The 24678-nt window shown below is 72.3% G+C and carries 24 protein-coding genes; 11 read left to right on the top strand and 13 right to left on the bottom strand.

Annotated elements, in window-relative coordinates; all coding sequences use genetic code 11:
- Window positions 1-163: 163 nt before the first annotated feature.
- The 5 genes from ACWCYY_RS22205 to ACWCYY_RS22185 all read left to right on the top strand — a co-directional run bounded on the left by ACWCYY_RS22205 (window position 164) and on the right by ACWCYY_RS22185 (window position 3850).
- Complete coding sequence (locus tag ACWCYY_RS22205) at window positions 164-847, top strand: response regulator transcription factor (RefSeq protein WP_345291046.1); 684 nt, start codon at window positions 164-166, stop codon at window positions 845-847.
- Window positions 848-908: 61 nt separating this feature from the next.
- Window positions 909-2390 carry an ATP-binding protein gene (locus ACWCYY_RS22200; protein WP_449796994.1) on the top strand — a complete coding sequence of 494 codons (1482 nt, stop codon included), beginning with the start codon at window positions 909-911 and terminating at the stop codon, window positions 2388-2390.
- The gene (locus ACWCYY_RS22195; RefSeq protein ID WP_345291048.1) at window positions 2387-2713 is read left to right on the top strand and encodes a hypothetical protein; all 327 of its coding nucleotides are present in this window, start codon (window positions 2387-2389) and stop codon (window positions 2711-2713) included. The genes ACWCYY_RS22200 and ACWCYY_RS22195 overlap by 4 nt, the downstream gene beginning before the upstream one ends.
- A gap of 58 nt (window positions 2714-2771) precedes the next feature.
- Window positions 2772-3401 (top strand): VanZ family protein, encoded by a 630-nt coding sequence (locus ACWCYY_RS22190; protein ID WP_449796993.1) that lies wholly within the window; start codon window positions 2772-2774, stop codon window positions 3399-3401.
- 269 nt (window positions 3402-3670) lie between these two features.
- Window positions 3671-3850 carry a PspC domain-containing protein gene (locus tag ACWCYY_RS22185; protein WP_345291063.1) on the top strand — a complete coding sequence of 60 codons (180 nt, stop codon included), beginning with the start codon at window positions 3671-3673 and terminating at the stop codon, window positions 3848-3850.
- 229 nt (window positions 3851-4079) lie between these two features.
- Here the strand turns inward: ACWCYY_RS22185 and ACWCYY_RS22180 are convergent, their stop codons facing one another.
- The 5 genes from ACWCYY_RS22180 to ACWCYY_RS22160 all read right to left on the bottom strand — a co-directional run bounded on the left by ACWCYY_RS22180 (window position 4080) and on the right by ACWCYY_RS22160 (window position 9434).
- Window positions 4080-4541 carry a hypothetical protein gene (locus ACWCYY_RS22180; protein WP_345291050.1) on the bottom strand — a complete coding sequence of 154 codons (462 nt, stop codon included), beginning with the start codon at window positions 4539-4541 and terminating at the stop codon, window positions 4080-4082.
- Between the two features lie 212 nt (window positions 4542-4753).
- The gene (locus ACWCYY_RS22175) at window positions 4754-5899 is read right to left on the bottom strand and encodes an adenosine deaminase (RefSeq protein ID WP_345291051.1); all 1146 of its coding nucleotides are present in this window, start codon (window positions 5897-5899) and stop codon (window positions 4754-4756) included.
- 220 nt (window positions 5900-6119) lie between these two features.
- Window positions 6120-7151: a GNAT family N-acetyltransferase gene (locus ACWCYY_RS22170; protein ID WP_449796992.1), complete on the bottom strand. Its 1032-nt coding sequence runs from the start codon at window positions 7149-7151 to the stop codon at window positions 6120-6122.
- A gap of 29 nt (window positions 7152-7180) precedes the next feature.
- Window positions 7181-8146 (bottom strand): polysaccharide deacetylase family protein, encoded by a 966-nt coding sequence (locus ACWCYY_RS22165; protein WP_345291053.1) that lies wholly within the window; start codon window positions 8144-8146, stop codon window positions 7181-7183.
- Window positions 8147-8477: 331 nt separating this feature from the next.
- On the bottom strand, window positions 8478-9434 hold the full coding sequence (locus tag ACWCYY_RS22160) for a LysR family transcriptional regulator (protein ID WP_449796991.1): 957 nt from the start codon (window positions 9432-9434) through the stop codon (window positions 8478-8480).
- A 64-nt stretch (window positions 9435-9498) separates the two neighbouring features.
- Here ACWCYY_RS22160 and ACWCYY_RS22155 point away from each other — a divergent pair, with 64 nt between their 5' ends.
- Both ACWCYY_RS22155 and ACWCYY_RS22150 read left to right on the top strand, forming a co-directional pair.
- Window positions 9499-10773: an MFS transporter gene (locus ACWCYY_RS22155; RefSeq protein ID WP_449796990.1), complete on the top strand. Its 1275-nt coding sequence runs from the start codon at window positions 9499-9501 to the stop codon at window positions 10771-10773.
- Window positions 10770-11324, top strand: a complete 555-nt coding sequence (locus ACWCYY_RS22150; protein ID WP_345291056.1) for a Uma2 family endonuclease — start codon at window positions 10770-10772, stop codon at window positions 11322-11324. The genes ACWCYY_RS22155 and ACWCYY_RS22150 overlap by 4 nt, the downstream gene beginning before the upstream one ends.
- Before the next feature lie 52 nt (window positions 11325-11376).
- Here the strand turns inward: ACWCYY_RS22150 and ACWCYY_RS22145 are convergent, their stop codons facing one another.
- From ACWCYY_RS22145 to ACWCYY_RS22110, 8 genes are all read right to left on the bottom strand, one after another.
- A complete protein-coding gene (locus ACWCYY_RS22145; RefSeq protein WP_449796989.1) occupies window positions 11377-12654 on the bottom strand; it encodes a thymidine phosphorylase in 1278 nt (425 codons plus the stop codon).
- A 97-nt stretch (window positions 12655-12751) separates the two neighbouring features.
- A complete protein-coding gene (locus ACWCYY_RS22140; RefSeq protein WP_345291058.1) occupies window positions 12752-13147 on the bottom strand; it encodes a cytidine deaminase in 396 nt (131 codons plus the stop codon).
- Between the two features lie 5 nt (window positions 13148-13152).
- Window positions 13153-14412: an ABC transporter permease gene (locus ACWCYY_RS22135; RefSeq protein ID WP_449796988.1), complete on the bottom strand. Its 1260-nt coding sequence runs from the start codon at window positions 14410-14412 to the stop codon at window positions 13153-13155.
- Window positions 14409-15560 (bottom strand): ABC transporter permease, encoded by a 1152-nt coding sequence (locus tag ACWCYY_RS22130; RefSeq protein WP_449796987.1) that lies wholly within the window; start codon window positions 15558-15560, stop codon window positions 14409-14411. The genes ACWCYY_RS22135 and ACWCYY_RS22130 overlap by 4 nt, the downstream gene beginning before the upstream one ends.
- Window positions 15561-15565: 5 nt before the next feature.
- Entirely contained in the window at window positions 15566-17410 is a 1845-nt protein-coding gene (locus tag ACWCYY_RS22125) for an ABC transporter ATP-binding protein (RefSeq protein ID WP_380150603.1), read from the bottom strand.
- Window positions 17411-17460: 50 nt separating this feature from the next.
- Window positions 17461-18522, bottom strand: a complete 1062-nt coding sequence (locus ACWCYY_RS22120) for a BMP family lipoprotein (protein ID WP_345286035.1) — start codon at window positions 18520-18522, stop codon at window positions 17461-17463.
- A gap of 220 nt (window positions 18523-18742) precedes the next feature.
- On the bottom strand, window positions 18743-19993 hold the full coding sequence (locus ACWCYY_RS22115; RefSeq protein WP_380150569.1) for an amidohydrolase: 1251 nt from the start codon (window positions 19991-19993) through the stop codon (window positions 18743-18745).
- Between the two features lie 207 nt (window positions 19994-20200).
- Complete coding sequence (locus ACWCYY_RS22110; protein WP_449796986.1) at window positions 20201-21784, bottom strand: acyl-CoA mutase large subunit family protein; 1584 nt, start codon at window positions 21782-21784, stop codon at window positions 20201-20203.
- A gap of 213 nt (window positions 21785-21997) precedes the next feature.
- On the opposite strand from ACWCYY_RS22110, the gene ACWCYY_RS22105 reads away from it, so the two are divergent.
- The 4 genes from ACWCYY_RS22105 (at window position 21998) to sdhD (ending at window position 24670) form a co-directional block, all read left to right on the top strand.
- Window positions 21998-22741 (top strand): SDR family oxidoreductase, encoded by a 744-nt coding sequence (locus ACWCYY_RS22105; RefSeq protein ID WP_345286039.1) that lies wholly within the window; start codon window positions 21998-22000, stop codon window positions 22739-22741.
- 323 nt (window positions 22742-23064) lie between these two features.
- On the top strand, window positions 23065-23547 hold the full coding sequence (locus tag ACWCYY_RS22100; RefSeq protein ID WP_345286041.1) for a 2-oxo-4-hydroxy-4-carboxy-5-ureidoimidazoline decarboxylase: 483 nt from the start codon (window positions 23065-23067) through the stop codon (window positions 23545-23547).
- A 247-nt stretch (window positions 23548-23794) separates the two neighbouring features.
- A complete protein-coding gene (sdhC, locus tag ACWCYY_RS22095) occupies window positions 23795-24175 on the top strand; it encodes a succinate dehydrogenase, cytochrome b556 subunit (protein ID WP_345286043.1) in 381 nt (126 codons plus the stop codon).
- Window positions 24176-24181: 6 nt separating this feature from the next.
- Entirely contained in the window at window positions 24182-24670 is a 489-nt protein-coding gene (gene sdhD / locus ACWCYY_RS22090; protein ID WP_345286045.1) for a succinate dehydrogenase, hydrophobic membrane anchor protein, read from the top strand.
- The last annotated feature ends 8 nt before the right edge of the window (window positions 24671-24678 follow it).

Raw genomic sequence — 24678 nt, 5'->3', positions numbered from 1 at the left:
CGTTGTGATGGGGGTGTCCGCCGACTGTCACAGGGCTGTCACAGCCACCGGGACCTTCGGCCCGTCGGAGGGGGACGCCAGAAGCGGAGGTTCCGGTTGCAGAGGAGTTGCACGACCTCCCCTGGTGGGTGAAGCCCGGCGCCCCGTGGTCCAGAATGAGCCCGTGCCTTTCCTCCTTCTGATCGAGGACGACGACGCCATCCGGACCGGCCTCGAACTCGCCCTCACCCGCCAGGGTCACCGCGTGGCCGCCGCCGCCTCGGGCGAGGACGGCCTCAAGCTGTTCAAGGAGCAGCGTCCGGACCTGATCGTGCTCGACGTCATGCTCCCCGGGATCGACGGCTTCGAGGTCTGCCGCCGGATCCGGCGCACCGACCAGCTGCCGATCATCCTGCTCACCGCGCGCTCCGACGACATCGACGTGGTGGTCGGCCTGGAGTCGGGCGCGGACGACTACGTGGTCAAGCCGGTGCAGCCCCGGGTGCTGGACGCCCGGATCAGGGCGGTGCTGCGCCGGGGCGAGCGCGAGAGCTCGGACTCCTCCACCTACGGCAGCGTGGTCATCGACCGCTCCGCGATGACCGTCACCAAGGACGGCGCGGACCTCCAACTGACGCCCACCGAGCTGCGCTTGCTGCTGGAGCTGAGCCGCCGGCCGGGCCAGGCGCTGTCCCGCCAGCAGCTGCTGCGGCTGGTCTGGGAGCACGACTACCTGGGCGACTCCCGGCTGGTGGACGCCTGCGTGCAGCGGCTGCGGGCCAAGGTGGAGGACGTCCCGTCCGCCCCGACCCTGATCCGCACCGTCCGCGGGGTGGGCTACCGGCTCGACCCGCCGTCCCAACCCTGACGGCCGCTCAGCACCCGCCCCTCCCCCTGACCGGACCGGAACCGACCGGAGACCAGCCGACGTGACCGACCCCCAGACCGCGCCCCGCCGCCCGGGGCGCAGCCTCCACCTGCGCTCGCTCCGGGTGCGGCTGGTCGCGGTGTTCGCCGTGGTGGCGCTGACCACCGCCTGCTCGGCCTCCGGCATCGCCTACTGGCTGAACCGCGACGGCGTGCTCAAGCGCGCCCAGAACACCGCGCTCAACGACTTCCGGGGATCGGTCTCGCGGAACGTCGGCTCCGTCTCCGGCAGTCCGGCCTGTGCCGAACTCACCTACCTCGCCCAGCAGGTGGCCGCCTCGGGGCTCAACTACGACGTGGTGGTGGTCGATCCGAAGGTGACCGGCTGCGTCGCCTCCTCCAACCCGACCCGGTTCACCGAGGCGCAGGTGCCGGCCTCACTGCGGTCGATCGTCGACACGCCGCGCCAGGTCAGCGCCGCCCAGCCGTACGAGTACCACCTGTACTGGCAGCGGTTGAACCTGGACGGCCCGTACCTGGTCGGCGGCAGCCGGGTGGTGAACACCGATCTGACCGCCTACATGTTCAAGTCGCTGGCCAACGAGCGGACCGACCTCAACACCCTGGGCTGGTCGCTGGCGATCGCCACCCTGCTGGCGCTGATCGGCTCGGCCCTGATCGCCCAGGCGGCCGCCGCCACCGTGCTGCGGCCGGTGCGCCACCTCGGCGAGGCCGCCCGCCGGCTCGGCGAGGGCCACCTGGACACCCGCCTGGAGATCGAGGGGGCGGACGAACTCTCGGACCTGGCGCGGACGTTCAACAGCACCGCCGAGGCGCTCTCCGAGCAGGTCGCCGAGCTCAGCGCCCGGGAGGCGCAGAGCCGCCGGTTCGTCGCCGACATGTCGCACGAGCTGCGCACCCCGCTCACCGCGATGACCGCCGTCACGGACATCCTGGAGGACGAGGCCGAGTCGCTGGACCCGATGATCGAGCCCGCCGTCCGGCTGGTGGTCAGCGAGACCAGGCGCCTGTCCGACCTGGTGGAGAACCTGATGGAGGTGACCCGCTTCGACGCGGGCACCGCCAGGCTGGTCGCCGACGAGGTGGACGTGGCGGACCTGATCATGTCCTGCATCGACGGCCGCGCCTGGTACGACGCGGTGGAGGTGGACGCGCCGCGCGGCATCCTCGCGGTGGTGGACCCCCGGCGCCTCGACGTGGTCTTCGCCAACCTGATCGGCAACGCCCTCAAGCACGGCGGCTCGCCGGTGCGGGTGAAGGTCCGCCAGGACGGCGAGAAGGTGGTCATCGACGTCTCCGACAGCGGCCCGGGCATCCCGGAGGACGTGCTGCCGCACGTCTTCGACCGCTTCTACAAGGCCGACAAGGGCCGCGCCCGGTCCGAGGGCAGCGGTCTGGGGCTGTCCATCGCGATGGCCAACGCGCAGATCCACGGCGGCACCATCACCGCCGCCAACTCCCCCGACGGCGGCGCCGTCTTCACCCTCACCCTGCCGATCCGCCCCGAGGAGGCCACCCAGTGACCCCCCGTCAGCTCCTGGCGGGCGCCCTCCTCGCCCTCGCCCTGACCGGCTGCGGCATCCGCCCCACCGCCGTCCCGGTCGACGCGGGCGCCCCGGCCGTCCGCACCGCCTGCCCGAGCCCGGTGCACATCCCTGAGGCCCCCGCCCCGAGGCCCTCCGTCTCCTCCGCCGGCTCCGGGTCCGACTCGGGCTCCGCTTCCGGCTCCGGGGCGGCCAAGGCACCGGCGGTCTCGCCGACCCCGGCCCCGCTGTTCAGCGTCAGCCAGACGCCGGCCCCGACGCCCACGCCCACACCGACCGCGAATCCCTCGCGCTGCCCGTAACGAGCGTCACCCGGCCGGCCGTGGAACCGTTCGGTCCGGAGCCCACGTCGTGGGGGGTGTGACCGATCAGGCGGAGACGGGGCGTGGCGGGCCGGCGGTGTCGGCCCGGCTGCGGCTGGTGGGCGTGCTGCTGCTGGCGGCGTACCTCGGACTGGTCGGGTGGGTGGTGCTGCGGCCGGTGGACGTCGGCTGGACCAGCCCGGCCAACCTGACGCCGTTCGGCTCGGTCCGGTACGCCTTCGAACTCGGCTGGCCCGAGGGCGCCCGGCAGCTGGCCGGCGGGCTGCTGCCGCTGGCCCCGCTCGGGGTGCTGCTGCCGCTGGCCGGCGGCCGGGTACGGGCCCGCTGGCTGCCCTCGCTGCTGCGGACCGCGGGCACCACGGCGCTGATCGCCACCGCGCTGGAGATCCTCAAGGGCTGGGCGCCCGGCCACGTGCTGAACGTGGACGACCTGATGCTCGGCACCCTCGGCGCCGGCCTGCTCCACCTGGCCGTCGTCCCGGCCGCCCGGGGCTGGACCGTCGCGCTCGGCCGCCCCGGCCGTACGTCCGGCGCCGCTCCGGGCCCGGCGGCGGAGCCGTCACCGCTCCAGACCCCGTTCCAGGCGCCTTTCCAGGGCCAGCGCCCGCTCCGGCCACGGGAGGCCGGCCGGCGCGGCGGCCTGACGGGGGCTCAGCCCTCCCGCTAGGCCCGTTCGTCGGACCCTCCGGCCGGGCCTTCGCCATCGGCTGACGGACCGTCGAGGACGGCGACGCGCTGCTGTCGCCCGGCCGTGCGGCCGGTGCACTCGGGGTAACCCCGAGGGGAACCCTGACCCGGGGAGTACTCCTGCCCGGTGAGAAGGCGGGGTCGGGGATCGGCATCCAGACGGACGGCCCGACGGGATCGGGACGGGAGTATGGAGTCATGCCCGCCGGAGAGGCCGGACCGGGCGCCAGTCAGACGGAGCTGATCAGAATGGCCCTCGCCCGCCCCCGCCACAACCGCGTCATCGCCGGCGTCTGCGCCGGGCTCGCCAAGCGTTTCGGGCTGGCCCCCTGGACGGTCCGGATCATCGCCATCGCCTCCTGCCTGCTCCCCGGCCCGCAGTTCCTGATCTACCTGGCGCTCTGGCTGCTGCTCCCCCAGGAGCCGTGAGCACCCGCCCCGCACCGACCGTCCACCGAACGCCGGGAGCCCCCGGCCGGCCCTTCGCGGGCCGGCCGGGGGCTCCCCTCGTGACGGGGCCCGCGTGCGACGGGGCGTCAGGCGGCGGCCGCGGCGCGGAAACGGTGAACGGCCCGCCCCGGACGGGGAGCGGGCCGGACCGGAGGCCGCCACCCGCACGCGTGGTGCGGACGACGGCCCGGAAGCCGGACGGAGTGGGTCAGCCGCCGATGCCCGGGAGGCCGCCGCCGGGCAGGCCGCCGCCGACGAGGCCGGTCACGCTGCCGACGGGCGTCTTGTCGAGGCCCTCCGCGCCGGGAAGCGGGACCGGGAGGGCGCGCGGCGCGGCGGCGTCGGCGACCGGCGCGGCGGCGCCGTCCACCATCGGGGCGGTCTGGTCGGTGACCGGGGCGGTCATCGGCTGGGCCGACTCCGGGGCCTGCGCGACCGGGCCGGCCACGTCCGGGTTGAGGTTGCCGACGGCCTCGGTGACCGGGGCGGTGGCGGGCAGCTTGCCGACGGTGCTGGTCGCGGCACCGGTCAGCGCACCGGAGTTGGTGAGCAAGCTGGTCGGGCCCCCGAGCCCGCCCGGGGCGGCAGCGGAGGCGGAACCGGCAGCAACGGCCGCGATCGCGACGCCGAGCGCAGCGGTCCCGGCAGCCTTCAGAGTGGCCTGCTTCATGAGTTGGTCCTCGTGTCCTCGTCGGTGGCCGACGCGACGGCACGCACCCATGGAGTGCCCACCGCTACGCCGTGTCAGCTGTGACTGGCACACCGTAGTGACTGCGTCGCACGCGGATCAAAGACGCGTAACTCACTTGGCCCATTTGTCAGATGAGCGCGGAACCAGTGGTCACGGTTCCGCGCTCATCCGTTCGGCCATCCGAGCAGATGTCAGGCCTTGGCGCTGAACAGCCACTCGGCCTTGAGCTCGGCGTAGCCCGGCTTGATCACGTCGTTGATCATCGCCAGCCGCTCGTCGAAGGGCAGGAACGCGGACTTCATCGCGTTGACGGTGAACCACTCCATGTCCGCCAGGGTGTAGCCGAAGGCGTCCACCAGGTGGCCGAACTCCTGGCTCATCGACGTCCCGCTCATCAGGCGGTTGTCGGTGTTGACGGTGACCCGGAACTTCAGCCGGCTGAGCAGGCCGATCGGGTGCTCGGCGTAGGAACTCGCCGCCGCCGTCTGGAGGTTGGAGGTCGGGCACATCTCCAGCGGGACGCGCTTGTCGCGCACGTACGCGGCCAGCCGGCCCAGCTCCACGGAGCCGTCCTCGTTGACGGTGATGTCGTCGATGATCCGGACGCCGTGGCCGAGGCGGTCCGCGCCGCAGCACTGCAGCGCCTCCCAGATCGACGGCAGGCCGAAGGCCTCGCCGGCGTGGATGGTGAAGTGGTTGTTCTCGCCCTTGAGGTAGTCGAAGGCGCCCTGATGCCGGGTCGGCGGGTGGCCCGCCTCGGCGCCGGCGATGTCGAAGCCGACCACGCCCTGGTCCCGGTAGCGGTTGGCCAGCTCGGCGATCTCCTGCGAACGGGCGGCGTGCCGCATGGCCGTCAGCAGCGTGCCCACCCGGATCCGGTGGCCCTTCTCGCGGGCGTTCGCCTCGCCGAGGCGGAAGCCCTCGTTGACCGCCTCCACGACCTCGTCGAGGGTCAGGCCCTTCTCCAGGTGCTGCTCCGGCGCGTAGCGCACCTCGGCGTAGACGACGCCGTCGGCGGCCAGGTCCTCCGCACAGTCGGCGGCGACCTTCACCAGCGCCTCGCGGGTCTGCATCACCGCGCAGGTGTGCGCGAAGGTCTCCAGGTACCGCACCAGCGAACCGGAGTCGGCCGCCTCGCGGAACCACACCCCCAGCTCCTTGGGGTCGGTGGTCGGGAGCCCCTCGTACCCGACGGCTGCGGCCAGCTCGACGATGGTCTCGGGACGCAGACCGCCGTCCAGGTGGTCGTGCAGCAGCACCTTCGGTGCGCGGGCGATCTGGTCGGCGGTGGGGATGCGGGGGCCTGTGGTGCCCGTGATGGCAGTCTGCTTCTCCATTGCGGGAGTGTAGCCCCTACGCGCGTAGATCCACCACGCAGAATCCCGGATTCCATCGAACGGCGCAGCGCGGAGCGCCTGGCGGCGAGCCCGCGCGGGACCGGGCACCGCACACGGACGGGCCGCCCGGACAGACGGAACGCCCGGCGGCGAGCCCGCACCGGGCCGGGCACCGCACACCGACGGGCCGCCCGGCCGGACCGGAGCCCGCTGCGGGAGGTCAGCCCTTGAGGCGGTGCTTCAGGGTGAGCAGGGCGCCGGTGGGGCCGTGGGGGGCGAGCCAGGTGGTGTCCTCGCGGTCGGTGGCGTCGAAGCGGTACTTGTAGGGCTCGGTGCCGCGGAGGAAGTCGAAGACGGCGAGCTTCTGGTCGGCGCAGGCGCGGACCGCCTCCGCGATGATCGCGGTACCGAGCCGCAGCGGGGCCCAGGACGGGTCCCAGCCGATCTGGTAGTAGGCGAAGGTGTCGCGCCAGAGGAAGCCGTAGAGCCCGCCGATCACCGTGCCCTCGTGCTCGGCGACCAGGAAGGCCGGCCCGGCCCCGGGGCGGGCCCGGGAGACCAGGAGCCGGTGCAGTGGCAGCCGGTCCTCGTCGAAGGTGGTGCCCTTGCCGAGGGCGTCGCGCCGCAGCCGGTGCAGCCGCACGATCGCGGGCAGCAGCCCTGCGTCGGCCTCCCCCGGCGCCACCCAGCGGAACGTCACCCCGGCGGCCGCCAACTTCCGCCCGTACCGCCGCAGATCGGAGCGGAACTGCTTGGACCCGAGCACCTCGAAGCCGTCCGCCAGCCCCACCCGGGGGCAGGACTGCCCGGCGACCCGCCGGGCCCCGCCGGGCAGCAGGTCGGCCGCGCCGGGGTCGAGGTCGGGCAGCCAGAGCGTCTCGCGGCGGGCCAGCCCGCCCAGCCAGGCGCGCAGTTCGGCCCGCCGCCCGGGCCGGCAGGCGAAGGCGCCGTGGTCCGCCGCCCCGGGCCCGCTGCCCAGCGGGGTGAGGCAGCGGACGGCGGCGGGGAGCCGAGGGTGCAGGCGCAGACTGGTGCGGTGCAGCGGGGCGACGGCCTCGACGGTGCCGTCGGCGGCCCGCCAGACGGCGATCTCGGCCGGGCCGCGACGCCCGAGGGTCTCCCACCAGGCGAGCACCCAGTCCGGGGTGGCGAACCACGAGGCCCCCGGATCCTCCTCGGCCAACTCTCGCCAGCCGTCGATCAGTTCACCCGACAGCTCCCCCGGCGCGTACAGCTCCGGCACCAGCCCCACCCCCACGATCCCTCCGAACCCCCGGGGCGTCAGCAGCCGCCGCGCAGCCGGTGCACCGCCGGGTGCAGCCCCGAGAGGATTGTGTCGAACCGGGCCGGGCTGGTGTCGGAGTTCACCCGAAGTCGGCTGATCCGCAGCGGGTTCGCGGGGAGCAGCTGGTCCTGCCGGTGGTCGAAGAGGAAGCCCAGCCGGTAGCCGAGCTCGCGCAGCACGGCGTCGGCCCGGGGGTCGAAGTTGCCGTTGGGGTAGGCGAAGGCGGTCGGTTCGCTGCCGAGCCAGCCGGTGAGCAGCTGGTGCGCGCGGATCAACTCGACCCGGACCACCGGCTCCTCGCAGCGGTCCAGGCAGGGGTGCCCGAGGGTGTGGTTGCCGACGGCGATCCCGGCGGCCAACAGGTCGAGCAGCTCCAGCGAGCTCAGCTGGGGCTGGCGCGGTGCCTGGACGGCCGCGGTGTCGCGCAGCTCCTCGATGCTGCGCCGCCGCTCGACGTCGGGCAGGGTCTTGAGGTGGCGGACGACGGCCCCGGGGGCCAGGCCGGCCAGCGCCTCGGCGGTGCCGCCGCGGGCGGCCAGCGCGGGGGCCTCGGTCCACCAGAACGGCTGGTCCCCGTCGATGAGTTCGGCCACCACGAAGGCGGCGGCCGGGATGCCCAGCCGGGCGAGCACCGGGGCTCCCCGGGTGAGCAGGGTGCGGTCGCCGTCGTCGAAGGTGACCAGCACGCTGCGCGGGGGGAGCGGGCGCCGCTCCCGCACCGCCCGCTCGACGGTGGCCAGCGAGACCGGCACGGACGTCCGCACCAGGCGCTCCATCTGGGCGGTGAAGCTCGGCAGGTCGTCCACGCCGTGGTAGGCGAGGACGGAGAGCCGCTGCGCGGCCCGCGCGCGGAACAGCGGCTGCAGCGGCGAGCGCCGCAGCACGGTGTCGATCCGCTGCCGCCGGGCCTCACCCGGCTCGACCTTGGCGCCGAGGCGCGTGGCCGTGTCCTGCTCCGACACGTTTCCCCCTGATCCGTTCCCCGCGGGCATGGCTGCCTCCCCCCATCAATATCCCTCAGTTTGGTAAAGAGCGGTATAAGTTCGGGAACTTCAATCGCTCCTGACCGAAATCCGATGCCGCCGCACTGAGGTGCGGGAACGATCCGGGCCGGGCCTGATCAGGCTGGACCGGATCGGTGAAGACCTGGTGACGACCGTGCGACGGAACGGCCACGGTAAACGGAGCCCGTCCGTCAACTCGCCCTGCCCCGGCCAGCTTTGGGACACCCCCACCACCCCCGGCTCCCAGGGTAGCCGCCGGCCCCGCCGCGCGGCCGGATCGGACCGGCCGTCAGTCGTGGTCGAGCAGCCTGCCCCGGCGGGAGAGCACGAAGTCGCGGAAGGCGGCCACCGGCGGGGTCAGCGGACGGCCCGTCACCCAGGCCAGGCCGATCGCGCGGCGGGTGCGCGGCGAGCTGACCTCCAGCTCGACCACGCCCGGCCTCGGGACCAGGGCCGGCGGCAGCAGCGCGACCCCGAGGCCCGCCGCGACCAGGCCGCGCAGGGTCTCCGCCTCCTCGCCCTCGAAGGCGATCCTGGGCGCGAAGCCCGCCTCGGCGCAGAACCCCTCGGTGATCACCCGCAGGCCGTACCCCTGCTCCACCACCACGAACGGGTCCTCCGCCGCCTCGGCCAGCCGGATCCGCCGGCGCCCGGCCAGCCGGTGGTCGGCCGGGACCACCAGGTGCAGCCGCTGCTCGTCCAGCGGACGGGCCGTCAGGTCCGGGGCGTCCGGCAGTGGGGAGACCAGGCAGAGGTCCAGCTCGCCCGCCCGCAGCCGCTCCAGCATCGCCGCACCGTAGTCCTGCACCAGCTGGAAGCGGACCTGCGGGTGCCCGGCCCGGAAGCCGCGCAGCAGTGCGGGCACCGCGTCCGAGCCCATGGTGTGCAGGAAGCCGAACGCCACCCGCCCGGCCGCCGGATCGGCCTCGGCCCGGGCCGCCTCGGCGCCGCGCTCCAGCTCGGCCAGCGCCCGCTCCACCGAGCCCAGCAGCAGCCTGCCCGCCCTGGTCAGCCGGACCGTCCGGCCCTGCCGGGCCAGCAGCCGCACCCCGAGCTCGGCCTCCAGCCGGGCCACCGAACGGGACAGGGTGGGCTGCGGCATGCCGAGCAGCTCGGCCGCCCTGGTCACGTGCTCCAGCCGGGCCACCGCCGCGAACTGGGTCAACTGCGGTGCCAGCGCCGCGACATCGCTCTCCGGGCCGAGTTCGGCGAGGGCCTTGGGCGGTGAACTGCGCTCATGCTCCATGGCATCGATTCTCGCCGTTCCATGCATTGGACGCATCAGACGGGACGGGTCTAGCGTCGTCGTCATGCCGCCTGCCAGTACCGGGGCACCCGCAGCCGAGCTGCCGGGTGCCCTCCCCCAGCCGTCCCCCACCGCCGACACCCGCCTGCTCCCCGGTGACCGCACGCTGCGCCGGGCCAACCTCGCGCTGTTCGCCGCCGGGGTCGCCACCTTCGTACTGCTGTACTCCACCCAGGGCCTGCTGCCGATCCTCTCCGCCGACCTCGACCTGACGCCCGGTCAGGCCAGCTGGACCGCCTCGGTGGCCACCCTCGGGCTCGCGCTGGCGCTGCTCCCGGCCAGCGTCCTCTCCGACCGGTACGGGCGGACCGCCGTGATGACCGGCTCGGTGCTGGCCGCCACCCTCCTCGCGGTGGCGCTGCCCTTCGCCCCCGACCTCACCACCCTGGTGGTGCTGCGCGGACTGCAGGGCGCCGCGCTCGCCGGGCTGCCGGCCACCGCGATGGCGTACCTGGCGGAGGAGGTGCACCCGAGCGCGCTGGGCTCCGCGATGGGCCTGTACGTGGCGGGCAACAGCATCGGCGGGATGGGCGGGCGGCTGGTCTCCGGCTGGGCGGCCGCCGCCTGGGGCTGGCGCTGGGGGCTGGCCGTCTCGGCCGTCCTGGCTCTGCTGGCCGTGCTGGTCTTCCGGCTGCTGATCCCGGCCGCCCGGCAGTTCCGCCGCAGCCCGGTGGACGCCCGGGCGCTGGCCCGCACCGTGGCCGGGCACCTGCGCAACCCGCTGCTGCTGCGGCTCTACCTGCTCGGTCTGCTCTTCATGGCCGTCTTCGGCGCCGTCTACAACACCGTCGGCTACCGGCTGGTGGCCGCACCCTTCGACCTCCCCGAGTCGGTGGCCGCCTCCATCTTCGTGGTCTACCTGGTCGGCACCGTCTCCTCCGCCACCGCCGGCCGCCTCACCGCCCGGCTCGGCCGCCGCGGCACCCTCTACGTCGCGATCGGCACCACCACGGCGGGCCTGCTGCTCTCCCTCGCCGACTCGCTGGCCGCCGTCCTGCTCGGCCTGGTCCTGATCACGGCCGGCTTCTTCGCCGGCCACGCCACCGCCTCCGCCGCCGTCGGCCGCACCGCCACCACCGGCCGCGCCCAGGCCACCGCCCTCTACCTGATCGCCTACTACCTCGGCAACAGCCTCGGCGGCACCCTCGGCGCCGACGCCTACCACGCCACCGGCTGGCCCGGCGCCGCCACCGTCGCCCTGACGGCGATGACCCTGGCCGCCTGCGTCACCCTCTACGCCACCCGCCGGGCGATCGCGGCCAGTACAGTCCAGGTATGAGCATCGACCCGGCCACGTACGCCCGGCTGCGCGAGATCGCCGACAAGCTCCCGCAGGTGCCCGGGATCGGAAAGATCGAGATCGCCAACGGCGAGATCGTCATGATGATGTCGCCGGTGCGGCGGCACGAGCTCGCGGTGCTCCGGCTCGCACGACAGCTCGACGCCCAACTCCCCGGCACGCACCCCGGGTTCGTGGCATTCGCGGGTGCAGACCTGGAGGATGTCGGATTGGGCCGCCTGCGCCGTCCGGACCTGATGGTCTTCGCCGAGCAGGCACTCGAGGGCGAGCAGCCCGCGCTCCTTCCGCACGAAGTCCTGCTCGTGGTCGAGGTCGTCTCCCGCTCCAACCCCGAGAACGACTACGAGGACAAGGTCCACGACTACGCCGCGATGGGCATCCCGCACTACCTGCTGGTCGACCCCCGGGACGGCACCGGCATCGTGCACTCGCAGCCGGGCTACGCCTCACGCGAGAAGTTCGTCTTCGGCGACACCGTCACCGTGGGCCCCTGGCGCCTCGACACCTCCGGGCTGCTCACCTACTCCTGACGACGCGTGAGGCCGGGCACCCCTCCACGGGGTGCCCGGCCTCGGTGCACGGTCAGGCGATGCGGTCCAGGACGATCGGGTTGGCGGTGAAGGGGGTGCCCTCGGGGGAGATGGTGACGCCGCCGGTGAGGGCCTCGATGGCGTAGTCGTAGCGCTCGGGGGTGTCGGTGTGCAGGGTCAGCAGGGGCTGACCGGCCGTCACCTTGTCGCCGGGCTTGGCGTGCAGCTCGACGCCGGCGCCGGCCTGCACCGGGTCCTCCTTGCGGGCCCGGCCGGCACCGAGGCGCCAGGCGCAGACGCCGACGGCGTAGGCGTCCAGGCCGGTGAGGACGCCCGAGGAGTCGGCGGTGATGACGTGCTGCTCGCGGGCGACCGGGAGCGGGGCGTCGACGTCGCCGCCCTGGGCGGTGATCATGCGGCGCCAGTGGTCCATCGCGGAGCCGTCGCGCAGCGCCTCGGCCGGGTCCTTGCCGTGCACGCCCGCGGCGGCCAGCATCTCGCGGGCCAGCGCGACGGTCAGCTCGACCACGTCGGCGGGGCCGCCGCCGGCCAGCACCTCGACGGACTCCCGGACCTCCAGCGCGTTGCCCGCGGTGAGGCCGAGCGGGGTGGACATGTCGGTGAGCAGGGCGACGGTGTTGACCCCGGCGTTGGTGCCCAGGCCGACCATGGTGCGGGCCAGCTCGCGGGCGTCGTCCAGGTTCTTCATGAAGGCGCCGGAGCCGACCTTGACGTCCAGGACCAGCGCGCCGGTGCCCTCGGCGATCTTCTTGGACATGATCGAGGAGGCGATCAGCGGGATGGCCTCGACGGTGCCGGTGACGTCGCGCAGGGCGTAGAGCTTCTTGTCGGCGGGGGCCAGGCCGTCGCCGGCCGCGCAGATGACGGCGCCCGCGTCGCGCAGCACGGCCATCATCTCCTCGTTGGAGAGCAGCGCCCGCCAGCCGGGGATGGACTCCAGCTTGTCCAGGGTGCCGCCGGTGTGGCCGAGGCCGCGGCCGGAGAGCTGCGGGACGGCGGCGCCGCAGGCGGCGACCAGCGGGGCCAGCGGAAGGGTGATCTTGTCCCCGACGCCACCGGTGGAGTGCTTGTCGGAGGTGGGCAGCGGGAGGGCGGAGAAGTCCATCCGGACGCCGGAGCGGATCATCGCGTCGGTCCAGCGGCTGATCTCACGGAGGTTCATGCCGTTCAGCAGGATCGACATGGCCAGCGCGGACATCTGCTCGTCGGCGACCTCGCCGCGGGTGTAGGCGTCGATCACCCAGTCGATCTGAGCGTCGGTCAGCTCGCCCCGGTCACGCTTGGTCCGGATGACGGAGATGGCGTCCATGAGGGTTTCTCCAGGTGGTTCTGGGTCAGGAAATGCGAAGAGTGTCGCGGGGGAAGCACTCCCCCGCGACACTCTACGCGCGTAACAAGCTATCCAGCTAGAGCCGTTCCGGACCGAAGGCGTCCGGCAGGACTTCACTCATCGGGCGTACCCCGGAGGGCAGCTCGACGAGCAGTTCGGGCCCGCCGTGCTCGAAGAGCAGCTGGCGGCAGCGCCCGCAGGGCATCAGCAACTGCCCGGCGCCGTCCACGCAGGTGAAGGCCACCAGCCGGCCGCCGCCGCTCAGCTGCAGCGCCGAGACCAGGCCGCACTCGGCGCACAGCGAGAGCCCGTACGAGGCGTTCTCCACGTTGCAGCCGGTCACCGTGCGGCCGTCGTCCACCAGGGCCGCGGCGCCGACCGGGAACTTGCTGTAGGGCGCGTACGCGTGCCCCATCGCCTCCCGGGCGGCCGCCCGCAGTGCCTGCCAGTCGATCTCCTGGGCCGTCGTCACTTGCCCTAGCCCCGGCGGTAGATCTGGCCGTCGGCCTTTGGCATCCGCAGTCGCTGGGAGGCCATCGCGAGCACCACCAGGGTGATCACGTACGGGGTGGCCACGATCAGCGCGCGCGGCACCGTGTCGGTGGTGGCGAACCAGAGCGCCAGACCGCCGGCCACCACGAAGGTGATCGCGGCGCCCTTGAACTGACGGCGGTACAGCTTCCAGAGCGTCAGCAGGGCCATCGCGATGGAGACCGTCAGGATCAGCACGTGCACCGAGTCCGGGTCACGGAGCTGGAGGCTGTCGGTGAAGCCGAACAGGCCCGCGCCCATGGCCAGACCGCCGGGCATCCAGTTGCCGAAGATCATCGCGGCCAGACCGATGAAGCCGCGGCCCTGGGTCATGCCGTCCTTGTAGAAGTGGGCGGCGACCAGCGAGAGGTACGCACCGGCCAGGCCGGCGAAGGCACCGGAGGTGATGACCGCCAGGTACTTGTACTTGTAGACGTTGACGCCCAGCGACTCGGCGGCGGTCGGGTTCTCACCGCAGGAGCGCAGCCGCAGGCCGAAGACCGTGCGCCAGAGGACGAAGTACGAGGCCACCAGGAAGACCGCGGCGATCACCACGACCACCGACAGGTTGGTGACCATGCCGCCCAGGATGCCGGCCACGTCGGAGACCAGGAACCAGTGGTGCGCCTCGATCTTGTCCAGCCACTCGGACAGGCCGGGGACGGTGATGTACGGCAGCGGGTCGGCCGGCGGGGACTGGTTGGCGCCCGCGCCGAATGCCACGTAGTCGCGGTAGTAGATCCGGTTGACGTACGCGCAGATGCCGGGGATCAGCAGGTTGATGCCGACGCCGGAGACGATGTGGTCGACGCCGAAGGTCACCGTCACCAGCGCGTGCAGCAGACCGCCGAGCGCGCCGCCCGCCATGCCGGCCAGCAGGCCGACCCACGGGTTGACCAGGTAACCGGCCCAGGCACCGCAGAAGGTGCCCGCCACCATCATGCCTTCGAGGCCGATGTTGACCACGCCGGCCCGCTCGGACCAGAGACCGCCGAGACCGGCCATCGCGATCGGCACGGCCGCGCCGAGCGCGGCGGTGACCTGCCCGGAGGAGGTCAGGCCGTGGTTGCCGGTGGCCATGCCCACGGCGGAGAACAGCACCAGGACGCCGGCGATCAGCAGCAGCACGACCGGCCAGGTCAGCTTGGACTTCTTGGCGGGCGAGGCGCCCGGCGACTTCGGCCGGGCGGCAGTGGCGGTGCTCATGCGGCCACCTCCTTCTTGGCAGCGGCGGCCTGGGCGGCGAGCTCGGCGCCGACCTTCTGCTGCTGGCGCTTCAGACCGTAGCGGCGCACCAGCTCGTAGGCGACGACGACGCAGATGACGATGGTGCCCTGCATGACGTTGACGATCTCCTGCGGGTAGTCACCCTGGAGGGGCAGCTGGGTGCCGGCGACGTCGAGGAAGGCGAACAGCAGCGCCGAGAAGGCGACGCCGATCGGCGAGTTGCGGCCGAGCAGGGCGACCGAGATGCCGATGAAGCCGAGGCCGGGCTGGATGTTCTGCCCGAAGTAGTAGGAGCTGGACATCAGTTCGGGCAGGCCGATGAGTCCGGCGATGGCACCGGAGACCACCATCGAGGTGATGATCATGCGCCTGACGTTCACGCCCGAGGCGGTGGCGGCGGACTCCGAGCGGCCGGTGGCGCGCAGGTCGAAGCCGAACCGGGTGCGGTTCAGGGTGAACTGGAACAGCACGCCCACCACGATCGCCACGACGATGAAGCCCCAGAGGGTGCCGCCGGCGGTCTCCAGCGTGAAGAAGTGGCTGGACTGCGAGATCGGCTCGGTCTGGATCGAGTTGGTGGTGCTGCCCTTGTTCGGCGCGAAGACGCCCGGCACCAGCAGCAGACCGACCACCGCGGTGGCGATGGCGTTCAGCATGATGGTCGAGATGACCTCGCTGACACCCCGGTAGACCTTGAGCAGACCGGCGATGCTCGCCCACATGCCGCCGACCAGCATCGCGGTCACCAGCAGCAGCGGGATCTGCAGGAAGGACGGCAGGTCGACCTGGCTGCCGACGAAGGCGGCGAACAGCACGCCCAGCTTGTACTGGCCGTCGACGCCGATGTTGAAGAGGTTCATCCGGAAGCCGAACGCGGCGGCGGCACCGGCGAGGTAGTACACGGTGGCGCGGTTCAGCGTCAGCACCTGGCCGTCGGAGGCGGTGCCGTAGTCGAACATCACCTGGAAGGCCTTGAACGGCTCCTTGCCGGAGACCGCCAGCAGGACGACGCAGATCAGCATCGACAGCAGGATGGCCAGCACGGGGGCGGCCAGGCCGAGCAGGATCTTCTCGGCGTCGAACCGCTTGGCCGCGGGCTTCGCGGCCACGGGGTTGGGACTGGTCATGTGGGTTACTCCCCCGCCTGCGCGGCGTCGTCGGTGGCGCCGTCGTCGCTGGGCTGTGCTGTGGTGGGCGGCGCGGCCTCGGTGATCTCGGCGACGAACGCCTGGGCCTCGGCGACGGCCTCCGGGTCCGACTCGATGTGGCCGCTGGCCGCACCGGTCATCGCGGTGCCCAGGTCCTCGGCGGTGACGGTGGCCGGGTCGGCGTCGGCGACCAGGCGGCCGCGGTAGATCACCCGGATGTGGTCGGAGAGGCCGATCAGCTCGTCCAGGTCGGCGGAGATCAGCAGCACCGCGAGGCCCTCGCGCTGGGCGGAGCGGATCTGCTCCCAGATCTGCGCCTGCGCGCCGACGTCCACGCCGCGGGTGGGGTGGGCGGCGATCAGCAGCTTGGGGTGGTGGCTCATCTCGCGGCCGATGATCAGCTTCTGCTGGTTGCCGCCGGAGAGCGAGGCCGCGGTGACCTCGATGCCGGGGGTGCGGACGTCGTACTCCTCGACGATCCGCTGGGTGTCCTTGCGGGCGGCGGCCGGGTCCAGCAGCACGCCCTTGGAGTTGGGGGCCTCGGTGACGTGGCCGAGGATCCGGTTCTCCCAGAGCGGGGCCTCCAGCAGCAGGCCGTGCTTGTGCCGGTCCTCCGGGATGTAGCCGATGCCGGCCTCGCGGCGGGCCCGGGTCAGGGTCCGGCTGAGGTCGGCGCCGTCCAGCGTCACGGTGCCGCCGTCCAGCGGCAGCATGCCCATGATCGCCTCGACCAGCTCGGCCTGGCCGTTGCCCTCGACGCCGGCGATGCCGAGCACCTCGCCCTTGCGGATGCGCAGCGAGACGTCGTCCAGCACCACGCGCTCGATGCCCTCGGCGTCGCGCTTGGCGATCCGCAGGCCCGTGGTCTCCAGCATCACGGTGTCGGTGACGGTGGACTCGCGGCTCTCCGGGGAGGGCAGTTCGGCGCCGACCATCAGCTCGGCGAGCTGACGGGCCGTCACGGTGCGCGGGTCGGCGTCGCCGACGGTGGTGCCGCGGCGGATCACGCTGATCGCGTCGGCCACCGAGAGCACCTCGTGCAGCTTGTGCGAGATGAAGATGACGGTGACGCCCTCGGCCTTGAGCTCGCGGAGGTTGTCGAAGAGCGCGTCGACCTCGTGCGGCACCAGGACGGCGGTGGGCTCGTCCAGGATGAGGATCTTGGCGCCCCGGTAGAGCACCTTGAGGATCTCGACGCGCTGACGGTCCGCCACGCCGAGGTCCTCGACCAGCGCGTCCGGGCGCACGCCCAGGCCGTACTGGTCGGAGATCTCGCGGATCTTCGCCTTGGCCTTGGCTCCTATCCCGTGCAGCTTCTCGCCGCCCAGGACCACGTTCTCCCACACCGTCAGGTTGTCGGCCAGCATGAAGTGCTGGTGGACCATGCCGATGCCGCGCGCGATGGCGTCGCCGGGAGTGTTGAACTCGACCTGCTCGCCGTTGATGGCGATGGTGCCCTCGTCCGGCTTCTGCATGCCGTAGAGGATCTTCATCAGGGTCGACTTGCCCGCGCCGTTCTCGCCCATCAGGGCGTGCACGGTGCCGCGGGCCACGGTGATGTCGATGTCGTGGTTGGCCACGACGCCCGGGAAGCGCTTGGTGATGCCGCGCAGTTCGACGGCCGGTGACGCCGTCCCCGCGCTGGGGTTGCCGCCCTGGGGGGTCGGGGCGGGGTCGGAAGCGGTGATGGCGATCTCCTGGTGGTCACAGGGCGCGTCGTTGCGCTGGAGATGGCGTGCGTACGCGGGCGGGGGCGCGCGTACGTGCGGGTGGAACGGGACGGGGCCCGGCAGAGCGCGTTCGCGCGCCCCGCCGGGCCCCACCCTGATGCTCAATCATGCGCGCCGGACGCGTGGACCGGCGGCAGGCTGAGGGGGTGTCAGCCGACGGTGGTCGGGATCTTCGTGGCACCCGAGGTGATCTGCGCGGTGGCCGCGTCCAGCTTCGCCTGGATGTCGTTGATGAAGCCGCCGGTGGTGGCCAGCGAGACGCCCTTCTCCTTCAGGTCGAAGTTCTTGGTGCCGGTGAGCGGCGAACCGTCCTTGATCGACTTGACGTAGGAGAACACCGCGGTGTCGACGTTCTTCACCATCGAGGTGAGGATGCGGTCCTTGTACTTGGCCAGGGCGGGCTGGGCGGCCTGGTCCGAGTCGACGCCGATGGCCCACTTCTTGGCGTTGAAGACGGCCTCGATGGCGCCGTTGCCGGAGGAGCCGGCGGCGGAGTAGATGACGTCCGCGCCCTTGTCGAGCTGGCCCTGGGCGGCGTCCTTGCCCTTGCCCGGGTCGTTGAAGCCCGAGAAGTCCGGCGGGGTGGTGAGGTAGGTGGTCTCGACCTTGATGTCCGGGGTGACGGACTTGGCGCCCGCGATGTAGCCGGCCTCGAACTTCTTGATCAGCTCGGACTGCACGCCACCGATGAAGCCGATGTGCTTGGCCTGGCTCTTCGAGGCGGCGGCGACGCCGGCCAGGTAGGAGCCCTCCTGCTCGGAGAAGGTCAGCGAGGTGACGTTGCTCGGCTGGGTGGCGGAGCCCGAGTCGATGATCGCGAACTTGACGTTCGGGTTGTCCTTGGCGACCTTCTCGACGGCGGCCTGGTAGACGAAGCCGACGGCGATGACCGGGTTGTAGCCGGAGGAGACCAGGCTCTTCAGGCGGGTCTCCTTGTCGGCCTCCGCCTCACCGGTCTTGGCCTCGGCCTCGGTGACCGCGACGCCGAGGTCCGACTTGGCCTTGTCCAGGCCACGGGCGGCGGAGTCGTTGAACGACTGGTCGCCACGGCCGCCGATGTCGTAGGCCATGCCGACCTTGATGCCGGAGGTGCCGGCACCGGCGCTGTTGGTGGTGTTGTTGTCGGTGCTCTTTGCGCCGCAAGCGGCGAGCGAGGCGATGCCCAGGGAACCCGTGAGCACAACCGCGGCGAGCTTCATGGAACGGCGCAAGGGAGTATCTCCTTCTCACACACCCGTTTGGCGTGGTCGAGCGCCACCGTAACGCGCGTAGAACACGGTTGTGTCACGGCTCCGACGAGCATTCGGGTTGTTATCAAAACGTGGTCCTATGTCCGGACGAAACGGACAAATGACCACGCTCGACGCACCCTCGTGTCACTACTCGATGGTAGTGAAGCGGCCACTCTACGCCGCCGAGGTGACCCCCGTCTCAGACTCGCCCGTACTCCAGGGCCAGCGCGCAGAAGAGCTCGACCCCGACCGCGATGGAGCGTTCGTCCACGTCGAAGCGGCCCTGGTGGAGGTCGCGGACGGTGGTCTCGTGCGGGGCGCGGACGCCGAGCCGGGCCAGGGCGCCGGGGGCGTGCTCGAGGTACCAGGAGAAGTCCTCGCCGCCGAGGCTCTGCTCGGTGTCCTCGACGACGGGGCCGTTCCCCGCGGCGAAGCGGCCGTTCATGGCGGCCTCCAGCTGGGCGATCGAGGTCTGCTCGTTCACGACGGGGGGCACGCCGCGGTGGTAGTCCAAGGTCCACTTGGCGCGGTAGGTCTCGGCCAGCCGGCCGGTCAGCTCCTCCAGCGCGTCGGGGGCCTCGCGCCAGCCGGCCAGCTCCAGGCAGCGGACGGTGCCCTCCAGCTCGGCGTGCTGGGGGATGACGTTGGGCGCCGAGCCGGAGGCGATCCGGCCCCAGACCAGGCTGACGCCCCAGCGCGGGTCCATCCGGCGGGAGAGCGCCGGCGGCAGGTCGGCGGCCAGCCGGGCGACCGCGGTGACCAGGTCGGTGGTCAGGTGCGGGCGGGCGGTGTGACCGCCGGGGCCGTCCAGGTGGAGGGTGAGCCGGTCGCAGGCGGAGGTGATCGCCCCGACCTTGAGCCCGACCCGGCCGACCTGGACCTTGGGGTCGCAGTGCACCGCGAAGATCCGCCCGACGTCCTTCATCCCGCCGGCCTCGATCACGTCCAGCGCCCCGCCCGGCATGACCTCCTCGGCCGGCTGGAAGACCAGCCGGACCGGCTGGGTCAGCTCACCGGTGCGGGCCGCCTGGGCGAGCACCAGCGCGGTGCCCAGCACCACCGAGGTGTGCACGTCGTGGCCGCAGGCGTGCGCCCGCCCCGGCAGGGTGGAGCGGTACGGGGCCTCGGTCTTCGCGTCGTCGATCGGCAGCGCGTCGATGTCCGCGCGGAACGCCAGGAACGGGGTGCCCGACTTGGTGCCCGGCGGCACGATGTCCACCGTCATGCCCGTGCCGCCCGGGAGCACCTTCGGCGTCAGCCCGGCGGCGAGCAGCCGCTCGCGGAGCAGCCGGGTGGTGCGGAACTCCTGCCGGCCCAGCTCCGGGTGCCGGTGCAGGTCGCGCCGGAAGGCGATCAACTCCGCCTGGTAGGCCCGTACCCGCGCACGCAGATCGGAGCCGGGACGGGCAGGCGTGAGGGTGGCCCGGGCGCCGGGCTGAGGATCGTTCACCTCAACAAGACTAGGCCGGTGAACGGCTTTTGGCCCGACTTCCGTCAGATCGGTCCCCGGATGGGTGCATACCGGCCGCACAGGTGGGTATGACATACCGTTTCCGCCTTCCCGGTGATCACTGCCCTGTGCAACGACCGACCCCGGCACGGGACACGGCGCCTGACCGACCCTCAGGCGCCCGGCCCCCTCGGTCCCCTCGGCCCGCTAGAACCGCTCGGACGGCGTGTACGTGCCCCAGACCTCGCGCAGCGCGTCGCTCACCTCTCCGACGGTGGCCCGCGCGGCCAGCGCCTCCCGCATCGGGTACAGCACGTTCCCGGTCCCCTCGGCCGCCTTCCGGAGCGCCGTCAGCCCGCGCTGCACCGCCGAACCGTCGCGCTCCGCACGGAGCTTGGCCAGCCGGGCGGCCTGCTCGGCCTCGATCGCCGGGTCCACCCGGAGCGGCTGGTAGGGCTCCTCGGCGTCCAGCTGGAAGCGGTTCACCCCGACCACGGTGCGCTCCCCCGCGTCGGTCTCCTGCTGCACCCGGTAGGCGGTGCGCTCGATCTCGCCCTTCTGGAACCCGCGCTCGATGGCGGCCACCGCACCGCCCATGTCCTCGATACGGCCCATCAGTTGGAGCGCCGCCGCCTCCACCTCGTCGGTCAGCGACTCCACCACGTAGGACCCGGCGAACGGGTCGACGGTGGCCGTGACGTCGCTCTCGTACGCCAGGACCTGCTGGGTGCGCAGGGCCAGCCGGGCGGCCTTCTCGGTGGGCAGCGCGATGGCCTCGTCGAAGCTGTTGGTGTGCAGCGACTGGGTGCCGCCGAAGACCGCGGCCAGCGCCTGCACCGAGACCCGGACCAGGTTCACCTCCGGCTGCTGGGCGGTGAGTTGGACCCCGGCGGTCTGGGTGTGGAAGCGCAGCATCAGCGACTTGGGGTTGCTGGCGCCGAACTCCTCGCGCATGACGCGGGCCCAGATCCGGCGCGCGGCGCGGAACTTGGCCACCTCCTCCAGCAGCGTGGTGCGGGCCACGAAGAAGAAGGAGAGCCGGGGGGCGAAGTCGTCCACCTCCATCCCGGCCGCGATCGCGGTGCGGACGTACTCGATCCCGTTCGCCAGCGTGAAGGCGATCTCCTGCGCGGGATCGGCCCCGGCCTCGGCCATGTGGTAGCCGGAGATGGAGATGGTGTTCCAGCGCGGGACCTCGGCCCGGCAGTAGCGGAACACGTCCGCCACCAGCCGCAGGCTGGGCTTGGGCGGGAAGATGTAGGTGCCCCGGGCGATGTACTCCTTCAGCACGTCGTTCTGGATCGTGCCGGTGAGCGCGGCGGGGGCCACCCCCTGGCTCTCGCCGACCAGCCGGTAGAGCAGCAGGAGCACGGACGCGGGGGCGTTGATGGTCATCGAGGTGGAGACCTCGCCCAGCGGGATGCCGCGGAACAGCACCGCCATGTCCTCGACCGAGTCGACCGCCACGCCCACCTTGCCGACCTCGCCGGCCGCGAGCGGGGCGTCCGAGTCGTAGCCCATCTGGGTCGGCAGGTCGAAGGCGACCGAGAGGCCGGTGGTGCCGTTGGCGATCAGCTGGCGGTAGCGGGCGTTGGACTCGGCGGCGGTGCCGAAGCCGGCGTACTGCCGCATGGTCCACGGCTTCCCGGTGTACATGGTCGGGTAGACGCCGCGGGTGAAGGGGTAGCGGCCGGGCTCGCCGAGGCGCTCCTGCGGGTCCCACCCATCGAGGGCCTCGGGGCCGTAGACCGGCCGGATCGGGATGCCGGACTCGGTGTGACGGTCTGCCACGGGTTACCTCCGGGGGTCGGGACGCGGGCGCTGCGGACACGGGGCGGTGCGGACACGGGCGGTGCGGACGCGGGCTGGTGCAACCGTGGCGCACCAGCCCCTCCTACCCCAAGGGGGCGCACCCCCTATCCACCCCCTGATCCACCGAGCGGCGGGCCGTCACCCTTTGGAATGATCGAACCGGCAGACGACCGGACCAGCAGGGAGTGGGACATGACCGAACGGAAGGTGGCCGTGGTCACCGGCGCCAGCAGCGGCATCGGCGCGGCGACGGCCCGGCGGCTCGCGGCGGACGGCTTCGAGGTGGTGGTGACCGCCCGCCGGACCGAGCGGATCGAGGCGCTGGCCAAGGAGATCGGCGGCCGCGCGTACACCGTGGACGTGACCGACCGGGCGCAGGTGGACGCCTTCGCCGCCGAGGTCGGCCCGGTGGACGTGCTGGTGAACAACGCGGGCGGCGCGATCGGCGCCGAGACCGTGGAGGCCGGCGACCCGGCCGACTGGCTGGCCATGTACGAGGTGAACGTGCTCGGCGTGCTGCACGTGACCCAGGCGCTGCTGCCCGCGCTGCGGGCGAGCGGCGACGGCACGGTGCTGGTGCTCAGCTCGACCGCCGCGCTGACCGCGTACGAGGGCGGCGGCGGCTACGTGGCCGCCAAGCACGCCGCGCACACCATCGCCGCGACCCTGCGGCTGGAGCTGAACGGCGAGCCGATCCGGGTGATCGAGATCGCCCCCGGCATGGTGAAGTCCGAGGGCTTCGCGGTCACCCGCTTCCGGGGCGACGAGTCCAAGGCGGCGGCGGTGTACGCCGGCGTGGCGGAACCGCTCACCTCCGAGGACATCGCCGACACCGTGTCCTGGGCGGTCACCCGCCCCTCGCACGTCAACATCGACCTGCTGGTGGTCCGGCCCCGCGCCCAGGCGGCCAACCACAAGGTGCACCGGACGTCCTGAACCGCGGACGGCCTGCTCAGGGGGGCCGCCGGCGCCGGGCGGGCGCCGGCGGCTCCCCTCAACGAGCATGACAACGTTACGACTTGATAGCTCGATCGAGTGAATTCGACGCGACCTCTCCTCAACTGACGAACCCTCAACTACCGTGGTGCCGCTGCCCGGGCGGTCCACGGGACGCCAGCCCTCCGGCCCGGCAGTCCGGTCCTGTCAAGGGCCGCTGAGCACCTACGTTTCGTCTCTGGAGCATCCCCCCTTCCCGCCCTCACGAGGAGGACCCGCTGGCCAGCGACATCCCGCCGCAGCAGCTCGACGAGCCGCTGCTGGTGCCGTCCCTGCTCGGGCTTCACCGCTTCAACGAGGCCGACCCCGGCGCAGCCGAGGAGGCCCTGCTGGCCTGTTGCGGAAGCCACCGCTGGGCACTGCGGCTCACCGCCCACCGCCCGTACCCCGACATAGAGTCCCTGCTGGCCGCCGCCAGCGAGGCCTCCTACGACCTGCGTCCGGCCGACCTCGCCGAGGCCCTCGCCGACGAGAGCTGGATGCCGCAGCCCCTGCTCGGCATGCGGGCCCCCGGGAGCCAGGCGGCGCACACCGCCCTGCGGGCCGCGCACGCCGCGTACGAGGCCCGGTACGGCCACGTCTTCGTGGTCTGCCTGGACGGCATCGACCCCGAGGAGATGCTCGACACCGTCCTCACCTCCGTCCGCACCAGGCTCGCCAACGAGCCGGACGAGGAGCGCCTGGTCGCCGCCGAGGAGCTCCGACGGATCGCTCTGACCCGGCTGGAGCACCTGGTCGGCGCCTGAGCCGCCGTCAACACCGGCCCGCGGGCCCGCCCCGCGACACTCCCGGGGCGGGCCCGCGGCGCTCGGACAGGGCCGTCGGGAGTAGGCCGGATTAGGCCGTGCGTGCCTGATGGATCACACCTGACACCCCCGGAGGCGGTTCACCGCACGGCGTCGATAGGATGCTGGCGGCCGGAGGACCGTACCGGCCGGGCTGACCGACACCGAAGCCGGCCGAGCCCCCGATCCGCTTCCGGAGGGTTTTTCCGTGCCGGCTGGAACGCTGTACCGCGGCCGGGAAGGCATGTGGAGCTGGGTGGCTCATCGAGTCACCGGCGTCCTCATCTTCTTCTTCCTGTTCGCCCATGTCCTCGACACCGCGTTGGTTCGGGTGTCGCCCGAGTCGTACGACACCGTCATCGCGACCTACAAGACCCCGTTGGTCAACCTGATGGAGTACGGCCTGACGGCCGCCATCCTGTTCCACGCGCTGAACGGTCTCCGGGTCGTCGCGGTGGACTTCTGGTCCAAGGGCCCCAAGTACCAGAAGCAGATGCTCTGGACCGTGGTCGGCGTCTGGGTCGTGCTCCTGGCGGCGTCGTTCTACCGCATCCTCGAGCACACCCTCCTCTCCTGGTTCGGGAAGTGATCGGCGATGGCTGAGACCAACGAGACCCTGGTGGTCCCCTCGCTCCAGGCCCACACCGGCCAGGGCCTGGGCACCGGCAACCCGGCCGACGCCTTCGTCGTCGAGCCCGCCCGTGCGCGTACCAAGAAGACCCCTCGGCGTACCCGCACCAACTTCGAGATGCTCGCCTGGCTGTTCATGCGCCTGTCGGGTGTCCTGCTGGTCGTCCTGATCCTCGGTCACCTGCTGATCATGCTGGTGCTCGACGGCGGCGTTTCGAAGATCAACTTCGCCTTCGTCGCCGGCCGCTGGGCCTCGCCGTTCTGGCAGGGCTGGGACCTGTTGATGCTCTGGCTCGCCATGCTGCACGGCAGCAACGGCATGCGCACGGTCATCAACGACTACGCGGAGAAGGACTCCACCAGGCTGTGGCTGAAGACGCTGATGGGCGCCGCGACCGTGTTCACGGTCCTGCTCGGCACCCTGGTGATCTTCACCTTCGACCCGAACATCTAATCGGCCGG

The organism is Kitasatospora sp. NPDC001664 (genome assembly GCF_053596675.1).
The sequence above is the reverse complement of the archived record's forward strand: the minus strand, read 5'-3'. Positions and strand labels throughout refer to the sequence as shown.

Excerpts from the sequence above, each read along its gene's own strand:
- ACWCYY_RS22185 (WP_345291063.1), top strand. The coding sequence starts at position 3,671 with ATGGCCCTCGCCCGCCCCCGCCACAACCGCGTCATCGCCGGCGTCTGC.
- ACWCYY_RS22180 (WP_345291050.1), bottom strand. The coding sequence starts at position 4,541 with ATGAAGCAGGCCACTCTGAAGGCTGCCGGGACCGCTGCGCTCGGCGTC.
- ACWCYY_RS22175 (WP_345291051.1), bottom strand. The coding sequence starts at position 5,899 with ATGGAGAAGCAGACTGCCATCACGGGCACCACAGGCCCCCGCATCCCC.
- ACWCYY_RS22160 (WP_449796991.1), bottom strand. The coding sequence starts at position 9,434 with ATGGAGCATGAGCGCAGTTCACCGCCCAAGGCCCTCGCCGAACTCGGC.
- ACWCYY_RS22155 (WP_449796990.1), top strand. The coding sequence starts at position 9,499 with ATGCCGCCTGCCAGTACCGGGGCACCCGCAGCCGAGCTGCCGGGTGCC.
- ACWCYY_RS22150 (WP_345291056.1), top strand. The coding sequence starts at position 10,770 with ATGAGCATCGACCCGGCCACGTACGCCCGGCTGCGCGAGATCGCCGAC.
- ACWCYY_RS22145 (WP_449796989.1), bottom strand. The coding sequence starts at position 12,654 with ATGGACGCCATCTCCGTCATCCGGACCAAGCGTGACCGGGGCGAGCTG.
- ACWCYY_RS22135 (WP_449796988.1), bottom strand. The coding sequence starts at position 14,412 with ATGAGCACCGCCACTGCCGCCCGGCCGAAGTCGCCGGGCGCCTCGCCC.
- ACWCYY_RS22130 (WP_449796987.1), bottom strand. The coding sequence starts at position 15,560 with ATGACCAGTCCCAACCCCGTGGCCGCGAAGCCCGCGGCCAAGCGGTTC.
- ACWCYY_RS22105 (WP_345286039.1), top strand. The coding sequence starts at position 21,998 with ATGACCGAACGGAAGGTGGCCGTGGTCACCGGCGCCAGCAGCGGCATC.
- sdhD (WP_345286045.1), top strand. The coding sequence starts at position 24,182 with ATGGCTGAGACCAACGAGACCCTGGTGGTCCCCTCGCTCCAGGCCCAC.